Source organism: Algibacter lectus, assembly GCF_004368925.1.
Classification (GTDB): domain Bacteria; phylum Bacteroidota; class Bacteroidia; order Flavobacteriales; family Flavobacteriaceae; genus Algibacter; species Algibacter lectus.
On record NZ_SORL01000007.1, the window covers coordinates 240,525 to 262,219 of the forward strand.

15 protein-coding genes are annotated in these 21,695 nt (G+C 32.7%); 7 read left to right on the top strand and 8 right to left on the bottom strand.

Features of this window, described 5'->3' with window-relative positions; genetic code table 11:
• Positions 1–22 precede the first annotated feature (22 nt).
• The 4 genes from DFQ06_RS02060 (at position 23) to DFQ06_RS02075 (ending at position 4,187) form a co-directional block, all read left to right on the top strand.
• Complete coding sequence (locus tag DFQ06_RS02060; protein WP_162857626.1) at positions 23–997, top strand: TRAP transporter substrate-binding protein; 975 nt, start codon at positions 23–25, stop codon at positions 995–997.
• Between the two features lie 2 nt (positions 998–999).
• The gene (locus tag DFQ06_RS02065; RefSeq protein WP_133965747.1) at positions 1,000–1,491 is read left to right on the top strand and encodes a TRAP transporter small permease; all 492 of its coding nucleotides are present in this window, start codon (positions 1,000–1,002) and stop codon (positions 1,489–1,491) included.
• A gap of 2 nt (positions 1,492–1,493) precedes the next feature.
• Complete coding sequence (locus DFQ06_RS02070) at positions 1,494–2,798, top strand: TRAP transporter large permease (RefSeq protein ID WP_162857625.1); 1,305 nt, start codon at positions 1,494–1,496, stop codon at positions 2,796–2,798.
• A gap of 342 nt (positions 2,799–3,140) precedes the next feature.
• Positions 3,141–4,187 carry a GntR family transcriptional regulator gene (locus tag DFQ06_RS02075; RefSeq protein ID WP_133965749.1) on the top strand — a complete coding sequence of 349 codons (1,047 nt, stop codon included), beginning with the start codon at positions 3,141–3,143 and terminating at the stop codon, positions 4,185–4,187.
• Between the two features lie 74 nt (positions 4,188–4,261).
• On the opposite strand, the gene DFQ06_RS02080 is transcribed toward DFQ06_RS02075, so the two are convergent.
• Positions 4,262–5,317: a phosphatidylinositol-specific phospholipase C1-like protein gene (locus tag DFQ06_RS02080; RefSeq protein WP_133965751.1), complete on the bottom strand. Its 1,056-nt coding sequence runs from the start codon at positions 5,315–5,317 to the stop codon at positions 4,262–4,264.
• A 397-nt stretch (positions 5,318–5,714) separates the two neighbouring features.
• Here DFQ06_RS02080 and DFQ06_RS02085 point away from each other — a divergent pair, with 397 nt between their 5' ends.
• Positions 5,715–8,762, top strand: a complete 3,048-nt coding sequence (locus tag DFQ06_RS02085) for a SusC/RagA family TonB-linked outer membrane protein (protein WP_133965753.1) — start codon at positions 5,715–5,717, stop codon at positions 8,760–8,762.
• Positions 8,763–8,765: 3 nt separating this feature from the next.
• On the top strand, positions 8,766–10,535 hold the full coding sequence (locus DFQ06_RS02090; RefSeq protein WP_133965755.1) for a RagB/SusD family nutrient uptake outer membrane protein: 1,770 nt from the start codon (positions 8,766–8,768) through the stop codon (positions 10,533–10,535).
• Between the two features lie 72 nt (positions 10,536–10,607).
• Here DFQ06_RS02090 and DFQ06_RS02095 read toward each other — a convergent pair whose 3' ends face one another.
• The 7 genes from DFQ06_RS02095 to tsaD form a co-directional block, all read right to left on the bottom strand.
• Positions 10,608–11,792: a class I SAM-dependent methyltransferase gene (locus DFQ06_RS02095; protein WP_133965757.1), complete on the bottom strand. Its 1,185-nt coding sequence runs from the start codon at positions 11,790–11,792 to the stop codon at positions 10,608–10,610.
• A gap of 7 nt (positions 11,793–11,799) precedes the next feature.
• Positions 11,800–12,888 (bottom strand): AI-2E family transporter, encoded by a 1,089-nt coding sequence (locus tag DFQ06_RS02100; protein WP_133965759.1) that lies wholly within the window; start codon positions 12,886–12,888, stop codon positions 11,800–11,802.
• Between the two features lie 73 nt (positions 12,889–12,961).
• Positions 12,962–13,462, bottom strand: a complete 501-nt coding sequence (locus tag DFQ06_RS02105) for a TrmH family RNA methyltransferase (RefSeq protein WP_133965761.1) — start codon at positions 13,460–13,462, stop codon at positions 12,962–12,964.
• A gap of 211 nt (positions 13,463–13,673) precedes the next feature.
• On the bottom strand, positions 13,674–14,315 hold the full coding sequence (locus DFQ06_RS02110) for a DUF4159 domain-containing protein (protein ID WP_042494876.1): 642 nt from the start codon (positions 14,313–14,315) through the stop codon (positions 13,674–13,676).
• A 12-nt stretch (positions 14,316–14,327) separates the two neighbouring features.
• Entirely contained in the window at positions 14,328–15,035 is a 708-nt protein-coding gene (locus DFQ06_RS02115) for a 16S rRNA (uracil(1498)-N(3))-methyltransferase (RefSeq protein ID WP_042503930.1), read from the bottom strand.
• Positions 15,035–15,673 (bottom strand): peptidylprolyl isomerase, encoded by a 639-nt coding sequence (locus DFQ06_RS02120; RefSeq protein WP_074936157.1) that lies wholly within the window; start codon positions 15,671–15,673, stop codon positions 15,035–15,037. The genes DFQ06_RS02115 and DFQ06_RS02120 overlap by 1 nt, the downstream gene beginning before the upstream one ends.
• Before the next feature lie 344 nt (positions 15,674–16,017).
• On the bottom strand, positions 16,018–17,040 hold the full coding sequence (tsaD, locus tag DFQ06_RS02125) for a tRNA (adenosine(37)-N6)-threonylcarbamoyltransferase complex transferase subunit TsaD (protein WP_133965763.1): 1,023 nt from the start codon (positions 17,038–17,040) through the stop codon (positions 16,018–16,020).
• A 142-nt stretch (positions 17,041–17,182) separates the two neighbouring features.
• On the opposite strand from tsaD, the gene DFQ06_RS02130 reads away from it, so the two are divergent.
• Positions 17,183–21,595 carry a translocation/assembly module TamB domain-containing protein gene (locus DFQ06_RS02130; RefSeq protein ID WP_235833463.1) on the top strand — a complete coding sequence of 1,471 codons (4,413 nt, stop codon included), beginning with the start codon at positions 17,183–17,185 and terminating at the stop codon, positions 21,593–21,595.
• Positions 21,596–21,695 lie beyond the last annotated feature (100 nt).

A 21,695-nucleotide genomic window follows, 5' to 3' on the forward strand; every position in this document is an offset into this window, starting at 1 on the left:
CACTAAACTAAACTAAATAAGAATGATGAATAGAATATTATGTGCCTTTTTAATTTTGTTCGTTATGCAGAGTTGCAAAAAAGACGACGATATTAAAATGATGTATTTGGCACATACATTACCGCAAACACATCCCGTTCACAAAGGGATTTTAGAATTTCAAAAGGCATTAAACGCGAAATCTGGCGGAAAAATACAAATTAAAATTTTTCCTGATGGCCAATTAGGTTCCGAGCGTGAAGCTTTAGAATTACTTCAAATAGGGAGTGTTGCAGTTACAAAAGTAAGTGCAGCCACCTTATCTAACTTTGTTCCAGAATATCATATTTTAGGTATTCCATATTTATTTAAAGATAAACAACATCAATACGATGTTTTAGAAGGCGAAGTAGGGAAATCTATTTTAGAAAAAGGAAGTAAATTTTGGCTACGTGGCTTGTGTTATTATGATGCTGGTAGCCGTAGTTTTTATACATCGAATAAAGCGATACGTAAGCCAGAAGATTTAAAAGGCCTTAAAATTAGGGTGATGAACAACCAAATGGCTATTAATATGGTAGAGGCTCTTGGAGGTTCGCCAACACCGATGGCTTATGGCGAATTATACACTGCTATACAACAAGGTGTGGTAGATGGCGCGGAGAATAATCCGCCATCATTTGTATCTTCAAATCATTACGAAGTAAGTAAATATTATACTTTAGATCAGCACTCCTCAGTGCCTGATGTGTTGTTAATTGGAACCAAATTTTGGGAGAAATTAACTGCTGAAGAAAAACAATGGGTTCAAGAAGCGGCCGATGAATCATCGCAAGCCGAAAAAGTGTTTTGGCAGAATTCAGTTGAAGAATCTATGGCAACGGCTAGAAAAGCTGGTGTAGAAATTATAATTCCGGATAAATCATTGTTTCAAGAGCAATCTAAATCTGTATTAGAGGCTTTTGTGAAAGATCATCCAGAAATGAGCGAAATCATCAATAAAATCAAAAATCAATAAGTATGAAAAAAGCAGATATTCTTTTTGAAAAAGTATGTCGGATTATGGAAATTATTTTAGTTTTCATATTCGGATTATTGGTTATTGATGTTTTAAGTCAGGTGTTCTCTAGATATGTATTAAATACATCTTTTGCATTTACCGAAGAGTTAGCGCGTTTCTCATTAATATGGTTATCTATACTTGGTGCAGCTTACTTAAGCGGAAAAAGAGAGCACTTATCTATGGATTTTTTGTATCAAAAATTTTCGGGTAAAACCAAGAAAAAAGCACTCATATTTATCGAAATATGTATTTTATTATTTGCATTGGTCGTTATGGTAATTGGTGGTTTTAATTTAGTTTATACCACATTACATTTAGGGCAATTGTCTGGTACATTGCGTATTCCTTTAGGATACATTTATGCTATTTTACCAATAAGTGGCCTTTTTATTATGTGTTTTTCTGTATACCATTTAGGAAAAATTAATGCTAACGAAATAACCGAATAATTATGAGTATTGAAGTAATAAGTATCATCGTTTTATTTGTAAGTTTCTTTACATTATTGATGTTAAGAGTACCAGTAGCTTATAGTATTGGTATCTCCACAACTATAAGTTTATTGTTGAATATTGACAAATTACCAGGTCTAACAACCATTGCGCAACGAATGACGACCGGTATTGATAGTTTTGCACTTTTGGCCATTCCGTTTTTTGTATTGGCAGGTGAAATTATGAAGCAAGGAGGTATAGCCAATAGGTTAATAAATTTCGCCAAATCTTTAGTAGCAAGTTTACCAGGAGGATTAGCTTATGTTAATGTATTAGCGTCTATGTTATTTGGTGCTATTTCTGGATCTGCTATTGCAGCAACTTCTGCCATTGGTAGTATCATGACCGATAGAATGGAAGAAGAAGGTTATCCAAGAGAATTTAGTGCATCGGTAAATATTACCTCGGCAACTACCGGATTGTTAATTCCCCCAAGTAATATTTTAATTGTATATGCCCTAGCAAGTGGTGGTACAGCATCTGTAGCAGCGCTATTTATTGCAGGTTATTTACCAGGTATTTTATTAGGTGTTGCTATCATGGGGTATATTGCCTTTGTAGCGATTACACGTAAGTTTTCTAAAGGTGATCGTGCACCAATATCTTTAATTTGGAAGTATTTTAGAAAAGCATTTTTTAGCTTATTATTATTAGTAATTGTAGTTGGTGGTATTGTTGCTGGTATTTTTACAGCAACCGAAGCTTCTGCTATTGCTGTGCTTTATGCTGGTGTTTTAGCATTAGTTTATGGCGATGTAAAACCTAAAGACTTTTCATCTATTTTATTAACGAGTGCAAAAACTACAGCAGTAGTGATGTTTTTAATTTGTACGTCTATGGCGATGTCTTGGTTATTTTCTTTTGAAGGTATTCCGGAACTTATTAGTAGCTTTTTATTAGAACAGTTTAGTAATAAAATAGTTATATTTTTAGTGATTAACTTGGTACTTTTAATTATTGGAACTTTTATGGACATGACGCCAGCGGTTTTAATTTTTACACCAATATTTTTACCTGTAGTAGTTGCCCTAGGAATGGACCCTGTGCATTTCGGAATTGTTTTAGTACTTAACCTTTGTATTGGTTTGTGTACACCACCCGTTGGAACCATTCTCTTCGTAGGTAGTGGAGTCGCCAATGTTTCGGTATCGCAAGTAATAAAACCATTAATTCCATTTTTAGTAATTATGGTTGTTGTACTACTTTTAATTACTTATATCCCTGCAATTTCAATGTATTTACCACGACTTTTAGGGTTGTAACCGTAAATATTAAATTATAATTTTAAGGTTGAATTTTTAGAAAGCTCACAATTTTATCGAGGCTCTAAAAATTCAACCTTATTTACTTAAACACATTTTGAAACTTTAATTTGAGGCTTAGCTAAAGTTTCAAATTTATAAGTCTCTTTGTTTGACTTTTATGTTAAAACCTTAAGGTAATCGGTGGATTATTGTAATTTTACTAAACAAAATAAGACAAATAACAAGTATTCGAAATAGAACATTTATAATACCAATAATTTTGATTTACATTTAAAATATAGGTACAACCTGAAATTAGATTATTATGTTTCTTTCATAGTTATTTTTACTGCAATTTATATGGATAAACCATTCGAAATAAAAATTAACGAGGACTCTCGTGTACCAAAATATAAGCAAATAGTAGATTCTATTGTAAACGATATTTCGAGAGGCAAACTATTGGTTGGTGAAAAAATACCATCTATAAATGAGTTGAGTGAATCTTGCTATTTATCTAGAGATACCGTAGAAAAAGCATACCGACAACTCAAGGAACAGAAAGCTATCGTATCAGTTAAAGGAAAAGGTTTTTATACAGCGAAAACAGATTTAATTTCTAAGGTTAATGTGTTTTTCATGATTAACAAGCTGAGTAATTACAAAATGATGATTTATAATTCGTTTGTAAAAAGCTTAGGAAGCGATGCCCTTGTTACACTATCTGTTTATCACTGCGAAGAATCTATTTTTATTAAAACCTTAGAGAAAAATTTAGGCGCCTTTGATTATTATGTAATCATGCCACATTTTAAATCTCAAGATTCTAAGCATATTAGTACAACTACGCCTGTTAAATTGGCTATAGATAAAGTCCCTAAAGATAAATTAGTTATTCTAGATAATAGTAAAATTGATATCGCTGGTAATTTTGCAGCCGTTTATCAAGATTTTAAGGAAGATATTTATGAAGCGCTACAAGAAGGTTTAGAGAGACTTAAAAACTATGACAAGCTTGTTTTGATATATCCCGATAAGTTGGTGTATCCATATCCAAAACGTATTGTGCATGGCTTTCAGAAATTTTGCGCGGAGTTTAATTTTGAATTTGAAGTTTTAGATCAAATTTATGATCATATGGATCTTGACAGCAAAGATGCTTTTATTATTATTGAAGAAAACGATTTGGTAAACTTAGTACGCCAAGTGCGTAAAAAGAACTTGGTTCTAGGAACAGATATCGGTATTATTTCATACAACGATACACCTTTAAAAGATCTTTTAGGAATTAACGTAGTTAGTACAGATTTTCAAGCTATGGGTGACCAAGCGGCTTATTTGGTTTTAAATAATAAAAAAAATCAAGTAAAAAATGTCTTTAATTATATTGAAAGAAATTCCATTTAAATCACCAGACTTTTTTTAACAAAAAAACGCCTGAATTTATTTTCAGACGTTTCTAATTCTTATACTATAAAATCTTATTGTCTAGATGATATAGGGTTTTCACGTACATATGTTTTTCCTTTAAAAGAGATGTGGTAATCGCTTTCAAAAAATCGACTTGGTAAATAATAATCGGTTGTTATAATTTGTGCACCAGATTTTTTTGCATCTTCAAAATGTTTATAATCGTTTGCTCTCGCTTCTTTTGTTCCGGCATCGGCACGTGTTCTAATAATATACCCTTTAGATACTAAACCAGATATGGTTTCATTCTCTGGGTTATTTATGATTAAAGTTGCAGCTTCTGGAGTTCCTGGTTCTGCATTTACAAACAAAACACGCTCTTTTAGTGACGGATGGTTTTTAATATATAAAGCGCGCTTAGCTTTTGCATCATCTAAAATAAAAAGAAACTTTCCACGCGAAGCTTTTAGAGTAGGCCAGTTATTATTAAAAACAGCTTCTTCTAAGGTAGCATGTTCACCTCTAACATCGTCCGGAGTTATAAGTTTATCTCTTCCAAGACCAGCTATTAAAGCATCATCCAATTTTTTAAAACCAGCTTCCGTAAAGGCTTCAGGTGTAGTTCCAAATCTATTAGTATCTCCATCTTTGGCTTCTAAAGTTATAAATACAGGTTCGTGCGTTGGGTTGGCGTCAGACCAAGATTTTATCGCCATTAAACACGCTTCTAAAGTATTGTAATGCGATCTAAAATCGATATCTGGCATGTGCAAAACTTTAAAACCTGGTTTTATCATATCTTTATTAGGGTCAAAATCTTCTTGCGCCTCGACAAACTGTAAACCTTTAGGATTTGCAAATTTCCCGCCTTCTGTATCAAGGTAAACATCTATTTCTAAATTTCGTAAGCCTAAATCTAACTGTTCTGGTATTGAGATATGATCGTATTGTAGAGATTTCATCTTATCACTTTGTGATTCTAAAAAGGTATACAATTTATCTTCAATAGCCTTTTTATAACTGTTGTGAGAACCTATAACTTGTATTTGATTAATATGTAAGGCATCGTTTTGCGCAAACAAATTAAAACTAAAAAATAGAAGGAGTAAAGTGTTGTAATGTTTCATAAAATAAGTTGGGTTTTTTAGAGGCACAAAAGTAGACTGTTAAGTTTAATGCTATGTTAATAAATTGAAAACAAAACATGAATATTTACTTTCATATTAATGTTTTGAAAGATGTTTAGTTGGTTGATTTTATGTTTTTTAACGATTTAAGGTCGGAATTGTAAGTTATGGTTTATTTAATAATGAGATAACGATAAGGTAAATTAGAACAGCTTAATATTTTCTTTTTTTGCAATCTCTAAGAGCATAACAACATGCTAAAACATTAAACCTATAACTTAAAAAATTCGACTCTATGTAATAATTAAATAGCAACCCTAATTTACAAATTAAAAACCGTAGTTGCTGGAACAACTACGGCTAAATTATTAAGCATTGTAAAACCAATCACTTAAAAATGTACACTAAAAATAATTTTTTTACACTAAAAAACATAGCTTTTTTAGTTTTATCTATTCTCTTATACCAAACTGGGTACGCAAATAGTATGCCTAATAGAGATTTAAATTTCAAAAATGATACCTTTCAAGCAACTATAAAGGGTATTGTTTTAGACGAATCTGGAGTACCATTACCTGGAGCTACCATTATTTTAAAAGGGACTTCAACAGGTGCTTCTACCGATTTTGATGGCGTATTTTCTATTAATGCCGCAATAGGGCAAACACTTCAGGTGTCTTTTGTAGGTTACGAATCTCAGTACGTTGATGTAACTTCTACAGATTTAAAAATTAACTTAAAGCCGTTAAACGCCATGTTAGATGAAGTTCTAATTGTAGGTTACGGTCAACAAACAAAAAAGGATTTAACAGGTGCAGTAACTCAGCTTTCTACTGGCGATTTTAAAAAGGGAGTTAATGTATCACCCGATAATTTAATTCAAGGTAAAGTCGCAGGTGTACGCGTTGTGCAATCTAGTGGCGAGCCTGGTGCAGGTGTTAATGTTTCCATTCGTGGTGTAGGGTCTATCCGTAGTGGTAGTTCGCCATTATTTGTGGTAGATGGTATACCGCTAAGTAACGAAAACGTTAGTGCTGCCAGCCCAAATGTTGGTTTGGGTAGTTCTAGCGCTAAAAACCCGTTAAACTTTTTAAATACTAGCGATATTGCTTCTATTACAGTTTTAAAAGATGCATCTGCAGCAGCTATTTATGGCGCTAGAGGTTCTAACGGTGTTGTAATTATCACTACTAAAAAAGGAAAAACTGGAGAAGCGTCTATTACCGTAGATTCTTATTTAAGTATCGCTTCTGTGATTAAAAAAACAGATGTTTTATCGGCTAGTGAATACAGAAACGCTATTACAGATGTAGCTTACGATCATGGTGGGTCTACCGATTGGCAAGACGAGTTATTGCGCAGTGCTGTTACGCATAACAACAACTTCTCGTTTGCTAAAAAGACGGACAGCGGAAACTATTATACCTCTTTATCTTTTATGGATCAGGAAGGTATTGTTGAAACGAGTGGTTTTAAAAGAACAACAGCACGTTTAAATGCTGAAGAGTCATTTTTAGATAACAAACGTTTAAAAGTTAAAGTGAATTTAACGGCCAGTCAAATTAACGAAACAGGAGTTCCAAATGGAGCAGATGCTGGATCGGATGGGCAATTAATTATTCATGCATTAATGGCAAACCCAACACAACCTGTTTTTACTGAAGATGGCGATTTTACCAATTTCAACTTAAACCAGAATTATAACCCAATGTATTTGTTGGATATTTATGATGACCATACGCAAACGCTACGTGTTTTAGGAAATCTAGAAACAACATTCAGAATTATAGATGGTTTAGAATACAAGTTTAATTATGGTATAGATCGTTCGGTTTCCGAAAGAAATTCTACTATTTATCCAAATGCTACCGATAGAACGCCAGATGGTGCTTATGTTCAGAATAATTTAGAGTCTGAAAGTGTTTTAATGGAACATTATTTAACCTACCGATTTGGTTTAAACAAAAGTAAGTTTGAAGTTTTAGGAGGGTTTTCTTATCAAGAATTCGATTTCTCTGGAACTACATTTTCTTTAATAGGTATAGATGAAAAAGGTACAGGCGTAGCTCCAGAATACGATCCTGGTTATTCTGGCGAGCAATCTGGAGTTAGTGGATATGCGCAAAGAAATGAGTTGCAATCTTATTTTGGAAGATTAAACTATAATTTTGATGATAAATATTTACTTACAGCTTCTTTAAGAGCCGATGGCTCTACACGTTTTGGAGAAAATAATAAATACGGTTATTTCCCATCGTTTGCTTTAGGTTGGAATTTAGATAACGAAAACTTTATTAGTGAAATAGACGATATCGATCAATTAAAATTCAGAATGAGTTGGGGAGAAACTGGTAACCAAGAAGTTCAGAATAAAATTACTCAAGCGAGTTATTCGCAATCGGCTTCAGGTGGATATTACTTGTATGACGATTACAATTTAATAAACGGAATTGTTGTAAATCGTACGGCAAATCCAGATTTGAAATGGGAAGTGGTAACACAACTTAACGTTGGTATAGATTTTAGTTTATGGAACAACAAGCTTTACGGATCTTTAGATTATTACAATAAAACGACAACCGATGCTATTTTAAATATTTCTTCGGAACCATTAAGTCCTACTACAACGGTTTGGAAAAACATCGATGGAAAAATTGTAAACAAAGGTTTTGAGTTTGCTTTAGGTAGTAAAATTATTAATACCGAAGATTTTTCATGGAGTGTAGATGTCAACGGTGCAACTTTAGATAATGAAATACAAAATCTACCAGTATCAGAATTATACTCAGGGAGTGTTGCAGGTCCTGGATTATCTGGGGTTTTTGCCAATATCTATAAAAGCGGATACGAGGCTGGTTCTTTCTTTATGCTGAAACATTTAGGTTTTGATGCTGATGGAAACGATATTTTTGAAGATTTTAATGATGATAGCGTTATTAATACTGAAGATCGTCAAATATTTGAAGGCGCACTTCCAAATTTCACCTTTGGTTTAAATACAAACTTAAGCTACAAACGATGGGATTTAAGTCTTGCTTTTATTGGGCAAACAGGAGGTTTATTGGTTAATAATACCAACTTGGCATTAAACATCAACAATATTGTTTCAGATAGAAATGTATTGTCTCAGTTTTATAACGATGGTGCAAGTTTTACAAACCAACCACAATTATCTACACTATACTTAGAAAAATCAGATTTCATTCGTTTAAACAATGCAAGACTTGGTTATTCTATAGATACCGATGCGCTTAATATTACGTGGTTACAAGGTTTAAACCTATACGTTAGCGGACAAAATATTTTTACAATCACTAATTATTCAGGATTCGATCCGTTGGTTAATAGTCCGCGTGCTTCTGGAGGAAATCAATCTATTGGTATAGATTATACTACTTATCCTTCTTCAAGATCATTTTTACTTGGTGCAACTTTAAAATTATAATTTATGAAAATTTCAAATAAAATATCAAAAATAGCTTCCGTATTCATGGTTGGTGTACTCGTTTTTAGTTGTACAGATTTGAATGAAGAAGTGATAGACGAAGTTATTGGTGGAGAAAGCTCTAACCCAGAAAGCGCCATGGCTGCGGCTTACGGTCAATTAGCAAATAGAACCTTTACCGATCACGGTAATGTATTTGGTTTGCAAGAATATCCAACCGATGAGTGTATGCTGCCAACCCGCGGAAGTGACTGGGGCGATGGTGGAAAATGGCGTGCATTAACCGAGTTTACTTGGGGAACAAACAATGCTGCAGTTGCCGGTACTTGGAATAATTTAACGAGCGGAATCACTAAAACCTTAACGGCAATTGAGTCTTTAGAGCAAAATCCAGATTATGCAAATTACGATTTGTTTTTAGCAGAAGCTCAAGGTTTATTGGCTTTATATGTTTACAATACGTTAGATTTATTTAACCAAGCGCCATACAGAGATCCGTTTACAGCGGGTGCGCCTTTAGAAATTCTTCAAGGAGAAACTGAAATCGATAACCTTATTGCCGATGTAGAAAGTATTATACCAAACCTTGTTAATTTAGGTGAGCAACAAACCTATAATGGGCGTTTTACAAAACAGGCGGCTTATGCATTACTGGCAGATATGTACTTAAATAGAGCTGTTTTTAAAGATCGTTATAATGCCAGTTCTAGTTTTAATTTTACGGAAACTGCTGTAGATAATAATGGTAGCGATATGGATAAAGTTATTTATTACACATCATTATTAATTGATGGTAGCTTTAGTTTAGAGAGCAACTATTTCAAGAATTTTGATATAGATAATGGCAGCGGTTCTGAAATTATTTTTGCCATTGTTCAAGAAAATGATAACATTAGAAGTAGTGATAACGATTTTGCATACATGTCTACAGGGCGTGCACAAAAGCAAACACCAGATAATCGTGGTACAAACGGATCTTGCGTAGAACCTGAGTTTTACTACACTTGGGATGGAAATCATGATGATCCTCGTTTTCACCGTTACTACCAATATAGTGATGGTACTTGGTTTATGAACGATGGAACCACAGGGAGTGTACCTGCTGAAGATAGCAGAACAGATACCGGAAAGTTACTTGTACATTTTAACCGTGGTTTACAAGTAGGGCAGCAGTATGGCCCAACTTTAGACGGAAAAGGTGGTTTTAATATGACAGTTGATGGACGTATTGAAATCAGTAAATTGTACATGGAAAAAAACACGACAACACCAATGGATTACACTCCAGATTTAGATTTTAGTAACCCTGTAGAAGCTGTGTTTTCTCAAGATCAAATTAATCGTGGTGTACGTAACTTTAAATGGGAATTCGACCCTAACTACGGTAACGGAAACTCTGCTGTAGATGTGCCATTATACCGTTTAGGAGGAATGTATTGTATGCGTGCAGAGGCTTATTTCCGTAACGGAGAAACAGCTTTAGCACTTGCCGATATCAATATGTTAAGAACAAGTAGAACGCGTGAAGCACTCTTCGGAAATGCGCCAGGTGTTGCTATTACTTCTTTAGATGAAACAACACTTTATAACGAAATTGGTTTTGAAATGTATTGGGAGATGTATCGTAGAAAACAAATGATACGTTTTGGAACTTTTGATAAACCTTATACAGCCAAACCAACTACGGAGCCGTATTTAAGAGTTTATGCTATTCCTCAGGCTACTATCGATGTAACCGCTGAAATTAGTCAAAATTTCGGGTATATCAATTAAGCATCAATTTTATAAATTGGTAATATGGAAAATCTCAGGCTTATGGTCTGAGATTTTTTTTTGAAGTAGTTTTTAAGAAGTTACCCGTTTAGTAATCAGGACCACCTTGTTATTGCCTAAGTCTGTAGTGAAAAATACGTAGAGATCGCCACCATCTTTAATGTTGAATTTTTTTCTAATATTTTGTACCGTTTCCGGGAAATTTCTCGTGGTGATGTTCGCTTTATTTAAGCCTCTTTTTTTTATCTCTTTTTTGTTATACGGTAAAATGTCTTCAATCTTAAAAGTCCTTCCAGGGAAATCTATTAAAGTCGCATTGGTGTATAAATGCGAATGTTTATGAAGTTTAGAAACCTGTAATTGATTAGAAATAGAATTGAAAGCGCCAGATTTTAAAATAGCCGAATTCGGCTCGTAAAGATAGGTGAGTGGTAGGCTGTAATTAGAATCAGTCGTTTTTTCTTCATCTAAAATAAAACTAAAAAGGTCTTCTTTTTCCTTTTTAATATTGCATGTTTTAATACCGATATCTCCATTGAAATCAGCTTCTAAAATCCAAAGTAATTCTTTTACTTCGTTATTTACAGCTACAACATGTATGGTTTTTACATGCTTTAATTCGCCAATACCAACGGACAAATCGAGAAGCGGTGATGTTTTAATCATAATATTTTTACTTCTTTTAAAAAGTAAATCTAAATGTGTAGGTACATTAGGTAAGCAATCATTTAAAAAGAAAACTTTTCCTTTGCTATCATGTCGTCTAGAAGGGTCTATGTAAATCCAATCGAATTGAGAATCAAGGTTTTTTAAATACTCAATACCGTCAACAGTTTGTGTTTCTATGTTTTCAACACCTAATTGTTTGTAATTATGACTAACTATTTGAGATAATTTGGGGTTTATTTCGCAATGAGTAACCTTTTTAAAGTGTTTTGAGAAATAATAACAATCTACTCCAAAGCCACCGGTTAAGTCGATTATAGCATCGCCTTGTATTAAATTAGCTTTGTGTTTTGCTGTAACTTCAGAAGAGGTTTGCTCTATGTTTAATTTATTAGGAAAATAAATGTTTTCAGCATTAAACCAAGTGGCTAACTTTTTTTCGCTTCGTTTTTTTGCTTCAATTTGTTCGATAATTTCGTTGGTTTCAACAGCTTCAAAATTGGTGCCTTTTAATAAAACGGAGCTTATATCTGCCTTTAAATGAGCATAAATAAAATTTTGAATCTCAGTATGTAGTATAGAATTATTCAAAATGAATTTATAAACCTTTAGTTAGTTTTTTTACAATCTTGTTTTCAGCTAAAAACTCTTTTAAAATCACTTTAATAGCGGTGTAAGCAGGCACGGCTATTATTAAACCAATAATGCCAAAAAGAATACCTGTAATTAAAATCACCAAAAATATTTCTAACGGATGCGATTTGACACTCTTAGAAAATATTACGGGTTGGCTGCCAAAATTATCAATAAGTTGCCCAATCATGAACACAATAAATACCCAAAATGTTTTAGGTAAAATAACGTCGCTAAAGCTTTCGCCTAAGTTACTAGTCATGGTTAAAGTAAGCATTAATGCCGCGCCAATTAACGGACCAACATAAGGAATAAGGTTCAACAATGCACATAGAAAAGCGATAACAATAGGGTTTTCTACACCAATAATAAGTAAACCGATGGTGTAAATAATAAATAGAATTAGTATTTGAAAAATAAGCCCTACAAAATATCGGGATAGTAGATCTTTAATTTTAGTTGAAGAGTTTTTCCAGCGAGACTCTTTGTTAGCGGGAATAAATGTTAGAATGCCATTTTCAAATAAACGGCTATCTTTCAAGAAGAAAAATGAAATAAACAATACTGAAAATAAACCAATACTAAAACTTCCAAGTCCACTTAAAACCGAGTTTAAAAAGTTCGGAATCATAGCGAAATTAATTTTAGACAGTAGGTTAGAGTCTTTTAAAGATTGTTCTACATCAATTTTATGTAAATCAAAATACTTGAGGATTTCAATATATAAATTTTCGATATTTTCTTGTAATAAGTCAATATCTAAAAGCGATAAATTTTGACCTTGTTTTACTACCAACGGAATAAATAAGCCAACCAAACCTATAAATAAGCTTAACAAAACAAGCATAGTTACAATAACGGCAATGGTATTTTTAAACTTCAATCTACGTTCTAAAAACAGAACAATAGGTCGGCCAATTAATGAAATTACTGCTGCTATGGCCACGTAACCAATCACCGATTGTATTTGGTATAGAAAATATAAAATGAGTGCTATGCCTAAAATAATGCCAATAGCTTTGAGTATACCGTTTGAAATGGTGTTCGAATTCATCTTGTAAATATAATATTATTTACGTTGAAATTTTGAGAGCATTCATTTTTTTGAAAAAGGTATAAACAGTAATTTATGAAAGTTGCTTTGTAATTTCGTAAACGGCGATGTTTGTGGCTTGCACAACATTCATACTGCTATTTTGGCCAAACATATCAATATGAAATACTGCATCTGATAGATTTAAAATAGCTTCGGATACACCAAAGTTTTCATCACCAATAACTAAAACAATAGATTTTTCATTTGAAAATTTAGCGGTGTGAATCGGTTCACTTTTATCCGTTATTTCTAAAGAAATAACATGATGATTGTTTTCTTTTAATTCTTTTACAACCTCTAAAGCCGATGGACATATATCATAATTAACCACTTTTTCTGTTGCTCGTGATGTTTTTGATATTTTTCGTCCCAACTGAATGTTTTCACCACAAAGCACCAATTTTTCAATTCCAAAAGCATCTGCCATTCTAAATAAACTACCAATATTTGGTGCATTGGTAACATTATCGCATACCAAAGTGATTGGAAATGTACGTTTTTTGAAGTTGGTGGTGTAGTGGGTGAGTTGCAATTTTTTTGTTTGAATGGTTAGCGTGTAATTGAGAAATTCTCATGTGAAATTACGATATAACTAATTAGGACTAGCATACATATTAGGAATAATATAAACCCAATAAGTGTTCGTTTTATTTTTTTAGACAGTTTCTCATTTAAAGAATTGGATTTAAAAAAGGGTTCAACCAACTGAAAAACAAGATGAACTATAGTTTCCATAATTTAATTTAATGTTCAAAAGCATACTTTACAATATTAGCTCCCATTTTTAGAGCCTTTTCTCTAACATCTGCAGGATCGTTATGTATTTGTGGGTCTTCCCAACCATCGCCTAAATCACTTTCATAAGTAAATAGCAATATCAATCTATCTTTTTCAAATAAACCGAATGCTTGCGGGCGTTTGCCATCGTGCTCATGTATTTTTGGTAAACCTTTAGGGAAACTAAAAGCCGAATTAAAAACAGGGTGAGTGGCTGGCAATTCGATTAAATCTTTATTCGGAAATACTTTTTTAAGTTCCTTTGTAATATAAGGCTGCATGCCATAATTATCATCAATATGCAGGAAACCACCTGAAATTAAATAGTTACGTAAATTTTCGGAATCTGTTTCATTAAAAAACACATTACCATGTCCCGTCATGTGAATAAAAGGATATTGAAAAATATCAGGACTGCTCACTTCAACAGTTTCTACTTTAGGGTTTATTTTGGTATTAATATTTTCGTTACAAAATGTAATTAAGTTTGGTAAAGCCGTGGCATTCCCATACCAATCACCACCACCTTGATATTTTAAAATCGCCAAATCTTGTGCAGTACAAACCACCGAAAGCAGACAAAATAAAATGGAAGTAATGGATTTCATGATTTAAGGGTATTACATTTCATTAATAAATGCAACAGAATGGCAGGCAACAATAGCCGCAGTTTCTGTGCGCAAACGTGTTTCTCCCAAAGTTACAGGAATAAATTTGTTTTGAAGTGCTTGATTTATTTCTTTAACCGAAAAATCACCTTCCGGACCAATTAAAATAGTGATATCTTGATTCGACTGGAGTTCGTTCTTTAACGATTTCTTATCGGTTTCTTCGCAATGCGCAATAAATAAATGTCCAGAAAAGTCTTGTTTTATAAAGGTTTTAAAAGGCACAGCCTCTTTTAATTCTGGTAAATAGCAACTTAAAGATTGTTTTGCTGCCGATTGAATAATGCGCTCAAAACGTTCCGGCTTAATGATTTTACGTTCGCTATGGTCGCAAATAATAGGGGTAATACTATCGATACCTATTTCTGTGGCTTTTTCTAAAAACCACTCATAGCGGTCGTTCATTTTGGTAGGAGCGACCGCTAGGTGTAAGTTATATTTTTTTTTAGGTTGTAATGTTTTGGATACAATTTCTGCTGTGCATTTATTGATATTAGGTATCGATATTTGAGCAGAAAAGAGCCAACCTTTTCCATTTGTAATATGCAAAGTATCTCCAACTTGTTTACGAAGCACTTTTACAATATGCCTGCTTTCTTCTTTTTCAAAAGAAAATTGTGTTGTGTTTTCGTTTATGTCGGGATTATAGAATAGTTGCATTAGTTTTTGGCTTCAACAATTTTTAAAACTTCAATTTCGGCAATGTCCTTTGGTTCATGTGTTTTTAAAACAACATAATACCAGTTTTTTTCAGTCACATCCACTGTGAAAATATCATTTAAGTGATGTTCGCTACTTACAATTGCGCTTTCAAAATCTGGATGTACTTCTCCTGATAAAAACCAACCTAAGTCGCCTCCTTTATTGGCGTTTTCATCCATGGAGTATTGTTTAGATAAAAAATCAAATGGTGCTCCGTTATGGTATTTTGCAATAATTTTATCACGCAAGTTATTAATTTCATCTAGTTGGTATTTCGTGCCATCTAGATAAATATACGCAACTCTGTAATAGGTTTTCTTATTCTTTTTAACAACTTTATATACTGTTTTCTCGTATTCGTTTTCGTTAACCTTAGTACCTCCAAGGCGCATATCGAAAAGCTCTTTTGCTAAATTTGTTTTGTGTTTTTCCTCGTTAAAGGTAATAAGTTTGTTTTTTTTAGAGTTTTTCGACTCTAGAAATTGTTCAATTTGTTCTGGAGTTTCAACAAGTTCTAATTCTTTTTCGATTGATTTTTGTGCGTTCAAAAAAGATGAAAAGCCTATAAAGGCTGAAATAAATAAAAGTTTGGTCATAATATTTGGGGTATATTTTCAGAGCCAAATTTAAAGTTAATGTTTGTGATATGAAAGTAGAGGCTATAAGTTATTAAGAATATGTTGTTAATTGCTTTAAATTGAGTGCGTTAATTTATATTTTTTTTGCTTTGACTACGTTGAATAACAAGGTGATTATTGAAGTTGTGCGTTATTTTTCAGCTTTAAGCTGAATAAATAAAAGCCTAGCTATTCAATTTAGAACTGTAAAAAAGGATGAATCCATAGACCGTTCCGAAGAAAACGAAGCATATGGAACTTTTGAAAAACAAAAAAGCCACATAAATTATGCGGCTCGTTTTGAAAAAATATTATAATGAAATTTAGATTTTTAATCGTGCTGATGCTACTACATCTTGCTCGGCAAAATCTTCTTCTAAAAATTTTAAATAACCAACAATAGCAATCATAGCGGCATTATCTGTAGTGAATTCAAATTTTGGCACGTAGGTTGTCCAACCAAACTTTTGTTCACCATCTTTTAAAGCTTGTCTTATTCCCGAATTAGCCGAAACACCGCCACCAATAGCAATATGACTGATACCTGTTTCTTTAGTGGCAAGTTTTAATTTATCAATTAGAATACCAATAATAGTATATTGAATAGAGGCACAGATGTCGTTTAAGTTTTCTTCAATAAAGTTAGGATTGGCCTTAACTTCACGCTGAATAAAATAAAGAACAGCTGTTTTAAAACCAGAAAAACTAAAATTTAATCCATCTACTTTCGGTTTTGTGAATTTAAAAGCTTTAGGATTTCCTAGTTTGGCACGTTTATCAATTTCTGGACCTGCAGGATAACCTAGCCCTAAAATTTTTCCGCTCTTATCAAAGGCTTCACCTACGGCATCGTCAATAGTTTCGCCAATTACCGTCATATCAAAATAAGAATCTACACGCACAATTTGTGTATGCCCGCCCGAAATCGTCATGGCTAAAAACGGAAAAGGTGGTTTATCAAAACCTTTTTCATCTATAAAATGAGCCAAAATATGCGCTTGCATGTGGTTTACATCAATTAACGGAATATTTAATCCGTAGGCTAAAGATTTTGCAAACGATGTACCAACCAATAAACTACCCATTAATCCTGGGCCACGTGTAAAAGCAACAGCATGAAGTTGTTCTTTGGTAATATTTGCCTTTTTTAACGCTTGGTGAACTACAGGTACAATGTTTTGTTGATGCGCTCTAGACGCCAATTCTGGTACTACACCGCCAAATTCTTCATGTATTTTTTGGGTAGCGACAACATTACTTAAAATTTTACCGTTGTGTATTACGGAAGCCGCTGTATCATCGCAAGATGACTCAATTCCGAGTATATAAATATTTTGTTCCTTCATTAGTGAATATTAGGCACAATAATTGTTAATTTTGAATCCGAGTAACCGAATTAAGAAATTCTATTTGTTTGTGATTGCAAAAATAGTTTATTCTAAATAAAATTATAACGTTAAGGGTATCAAAAAATTTCTAAAAATATTATTGAAAATAGCAGGTATATTGCTATTGTTGTTCATCATTTTGGTGTTGGTTCTCTCTATTCCTGCCATACAAACAAGTTTAGGTAATTACGTCACTAAGCGCATTAATAGTGATTTTAAGACCAATATAAATGTAGATAAAGTTAGTCTTCAATTTAATGGAGATGTTGAACTTAAGCAAATTTACATTGAAGATTATAGACAGGATACCTTAATAAGTATTGCCGAATTAAATACATCTATTCTAGGTGTTAGGAACCTAATTAATGGACAATTGGTTTTTGGAGATATTGATATTGAAAATCTTAATTTTAATATTAAAACTTATAAAGACGAAACGGATACTAATTTAGATGTTTTTGTGGCACGTTTTGATAGTGATAATCCAAGATCGGAGAAAAGTAATTTTTTATTATCGAGTAGTGATGTATCCATATACAACAGTGTTTTTAAATTTATAGATGAAAATAGAGAAACAACTAAGTTACTGCATTTTGAAGATTTAAACATAAACGCTACCAATTTTTTAATTAACGGAAGCGATGTAAATGCCAGAATTAATACACTTAATTTTGTTGATAGTCGTGGTGTTACCGTTAAAAATATGATGACCGATTTTAGTTATACCTTAACCGATATGACTTTCGCTAATTTGAGTATTAAAACCCCAAACTCAGAATTAAAAGGCGATTTGAAATTTTCTTATGATAGAGCAGATTTTAAATACTTTACCGATAAGGTTTTGGTTTCGGCTAGTTTTAAGGATTCTAAAGTTAAGTTAGACGAATTAAATACGTTTTACAATGAATTTGGTGTAAACCAAACAGCAACTTTTAGTACAGATCTTTCAGGAACTTTAAATGATTTACAAACCTCTAATTTAAAATTAAACACCAACAGAAATACTCGAATTTACGGAGATATTAGTTTTAAAAACCTTTTTAATAAGGAGGAAGGTAATTTTTATATGAACGGGAAATTCAGAAATTTATCTTCTACATATAAAGATTTAAAAGCCTTGTTACCAAACGTACTAGGCGCAGCTATTCCGTCATCTTTTGATAGGTTAGGGTATTTTACCGTAGTTGGAAATTCTCAAATTACATCGTCTACGGTGGTTGCAGATATTCAAATAGATACCGAGCTAGGTTTTGTCGATTCTAACTTAAGAATAAGTAAAATTAACGATATTGATAATGCGGCTTATAAAGGTAATATTATTTTTGAGGAATTCGATTTTGGAACATTTTTAGACTCTCCAGCCGTTGGTAAAGCATCTCTTAATTTTGATGTAGATGGTAATGGTTTTGTTACTAAAACTATTAATACACAAGTAAAAGGTGATGTGTTTGAAGTTGAGTACAATAACTACAAATATCAAGGTGTAAAAGTAGCCGGAAATGTTAGAAATAATATTTTTGACGGAAACCTTATCGCTAATGATAGAAACCTGAAATTAAACTTTACAGGCCTTGTAGATTTCTCTGAAACTGTAAATAAATATGATTTTGAAGCTAAGGTAGAATATGCCAATTTAAACGCTTTAAACTTCGTAAAAAAAGATAGTATTTCTATTTTTAAAAGTACAGTTAAAATGAATATGAATGCCAGTAATTATGATGATGCTTACGGTAAAATTTCATTTAGAAAAACTAATTATAAAAACGAAAATGACACCTATTATTTTGATGAATTCGATATTTCATCGCGTTTTAGCGAAGGTTTACGTTATATAGAAATTAACTCACCAGATATTATAGAAGGTGATTTTAAAGGAAAATTTAAATTTAAGGAGCTTAAAAAATTATTCGAAAATTCTATTGGTTACATTTATACCAATTATATACCGAATGAGGTAGAAGCGAACCAAAGCGTCGATTTTAATTTCACCATTTATAATAAAATTGTAGAAGTTATTTATCCAGAGCTTCAGTTGGCAAAAAACACCTTTATTCGTGGGGAAGTAGAGAGTGATGAAAGTCAATTTAAACTCACCTTTAAATCACCTAAAATTAAGCTTCAAAATTATTTTGCTAACAACATCGAGTTACAAGTAGATAACAGTAATCCAGTTTTTAATACTTACGTAGAAATAGATAGTTTAAATACTAAATATTACAATGTTTCTAACTTTAATTTAATTAATGTAACGGTTAATGATACGCTATTTATGCGATCGGAATTTAATGGAGGAAAACGTAATAAAGATAATTTCAACTTAAGTTTCTATCATACTATCAACGAAGCCAACGAGTCGGTTATTGGGTTTAAACAATCGGATGTTACAATTAAGGATAATAAATGGAATATTAATGAGTTACAAGATAAGTTTCATAAAATATCATTTGATAAAAAACTAACGAAGTTTAATATCGATAAGTTTAGAATTAATCATGAAAATGAAGAAATTAAACTCTCCGGATTCTTGAGAGATTCAACAGAAAAGGATATAAAACTTAACTTTACTAATGTCGATTTAGCTAAAATAACGCCGGATATTGATAGTTTAAATTTATCTGGAAACGTTAATGGTAAACTAGATTTAGTGCAGCAAAATGGGAATTATTTACCTAATTCAAGTATCATTATTAATAACTTTAGGGTTAACGATTTTCTGTTAGGTTCTTTTGATGCTAATATTAGCGGTAATGAGTCGTTAACAAATTACACTGTTGATGCTACAATTAAAAACGATGATTCTAATTCGTTTACCGCAAAAGGTGATATTTATGTAGCAGGTAAGGCTTCTCGAATTGACGTAGGCTTGGTGTTTGATGGTTTCGATTTATATCCATTAAACCCTTTGTTACGAGATGTTTTAAGTGATATTCGAGGTAAGGCCGAAGGAGAAATACAGGTTGTTGGCGATTTAAGAAAACCTAATTTTAATGGTGAACTTATAGTGAAAAAAGCAGGATTAGGAATTCCGTTTCTAAACGTGAATTATGATTTTGCAGAAAATGCTTCTGTGACTTTAAAAAATCAAAGTTTTATATTCAACAACATCAATATTACCGATACAAAATACAAAACAAAAGGATTGCTAAAAGGCGATTTAAGCCATGTTAACTTTGCTAAATGGAGTTTAGGCTTAGATATTACAACTAAAAACTTATTAATTTTAGATACGAAGGAAACGGAAGATGCGCTGTATTACGGTACAGGTTTTATTGGAGGTGAAGCTAGTATTTCGGGACCAACCGAGGAGCTAAGGATAAATGTTATTGGAGAAACTAAGCCAGGAACGGTGTTCAAAATACCATTGAATGATGCCGAATCTTTTGGAGATAACACCTTTATACATTTTATTACTAAGGAAGAAAAAGAGGCACGTAACAAAGGAGAAGAACTCATTTTTGATGAAATTAAAGGTTTAGAGCTTGATTTCGATTTAGATGTAACCGAAGATGCCGAAGTAGAAATTATAATTGATAAAGCCACAGGGCACTCCTTAAAAGGTAGAGGGCGAGGCGGATTGTTAGTTGAAATTAATACTAACGGAAAGTTTAATATGTGGGGAGATTTCGCGGTTTTCGAAGGACTCTATAATTTTGCTTATGGCGGTTTTGTGCAAAAGCAATTTACGGTTCAGCCGGGTGGAACTTTAGCTTGGGAAGGTTCTCCTTTAGATGCAGAGATAAACATGAATGCTATTTATAAAACCCAGGCAAATCCATCACCATTACTAGATACACCAATTAATAGAAGTATACCTGTAGAATTAAATATTGCTTTAACAGGAAGTTTGGAGCACCCTGTTCCAGAATTTACTTTTGAGTTTCCTAATGTGAATTCTACCATAAAATCGGAGTTAAATTACCGTTTAGAGTCGGATAGTGATCGTCAGGATCAGGCCTTGTATCTTGTTTCAACAGGTTCTTTTTCTGGAGGTTTAGATGAACTTAATTTTTCGGGCACCATTGCAGAGCGTCTTAATGGTATAATTAATAGTGTGTTTTCTAACGGAGATAGTAAACTAAGTTTAGGTCTAAATTATGAGGCGGGACAAAATACTCCAGATTATCAAACCGATGATCGTGTTGGTTTAACACTGCAAACACAAATTAGCGATCGTGTACTTATCAATGGTAAAGTAGGTGTGCCTGTTGGTGGCGCAACCGATACAGTTATTGCTGGCGATGTGGAAGTCTCTTTTCTTTTAAATGAAGATGGTACGTTAACCGCTAAAGTTTTTAACCGAGAAAACAGTATTCGTAATTTTGGTGAAGATATTGGGTACACGCAAGGTGTAGGGCTTTCGTACAATGTCGATTTCGATACGTTTAAGGAGTTGCTTAGAAAAATATTTACAAAGAAGTCCGACAAAGAAGATGATGTATTAGAGCGACCTGAAAAGGAAGCGGAAAACGCACTACCTGATTATATTTCTGTAAAGCCAGCTTCAAAAAACTAATTTTTTTTCAATAATTCTCAATAAAATTACCTCAATTTGATTTTAATCGAATAATTCGGGGTTAAAATAGCATGTTATTTCTTTTTTATTACTAAAACGT

Excerpts from the sequence above, each read along its gene's own strand:
- DFQ06_RS02110 (WP_042494876.1), bottom strand. The coding sequence starts at position 14,315 with ATGAAATCCATTACTTCCATTTTATTTTGTCTGCTTTCGGTGGTTTGT.
- DFQ06_RS02100 (WP_133965759.1), bottom strand. The coding sequence starts at position 12,888 with ATGAATTCGAACACCATTTCAAACGGTATACTCAAAGCTATTGGCATT.
- DFQ06_RS02090 (WP_133965755.1), top strand. The coding sequence starts at position 8,766 with ATGAAAATTTCAAATAAAATATCAAAAATAGCTTCCGTATTCATGGTT.
- DFQ06_RS02085 (WP_133965753.1), top strand. The coding sequence starts at position 5,715 with ATGTACACTAAAAATAATTTTTTTACACTAAAAAACATAGCTTTTTTA.
- DFQ06_RS02080 (WP_133965751.1), bottom strand. The coding sequence starts at position 5,317 with ATGAAACATTACAACACTTTACTCCTTCTATTTTTTAGTTTTAATTTG.
- tsaD (WP_133965763.1), bottom strand. The coding sequence starts at position 17,040 with ATGAAGGAACAAAATATTTATATACTCGGAATTGAGTCATCTTGCGAT.
- DFQ06_RS02115 (WP_042503930.1), bottom strand. The coding sequence starts at position 15,035 with ATGCAACTATTCTATAATCCCGACATAAACGAAAACACAACACAATTT.
- DFQ06_RS02060 (WP_162857626.1), top strand. The coding sequence starts at position 23 with ATGATGAATAGAATATTATGTGCCTTTTTAATTTTGTTCGTTATGCAG.
- DFQ06_RS02075 (WP_133965749.1), top strand. The coding sequence starts at position 3,141 with ATGGATAAACCATTCGAAATAAAAATTAACGAGGACTCTCGTGTACCA.
- DFQ06_RS02120 (WP_074936157.1), bottom strand. The coding sequence starts at position 15,673 with ATGACCAAACTTTTATTTATTTCAGCCTTTATAGGCTTTTCATCTTTT.
- DFQ06_RS02065 (WP_133965747.1), top strand. The coding sequence starts at position 1,000 with ATGAAAAAAGCAGATATTCTTTTTGAAAAAGTATGTCGGATTATGGAA.
- DFQ06_RS02070 (WP_162857625.1), top strand. The coding sequence starts at position 1,494 with ATGAGTATTGAAGTAATAAGTATCATCGTTTTATTTGTAAGTTTCTTT.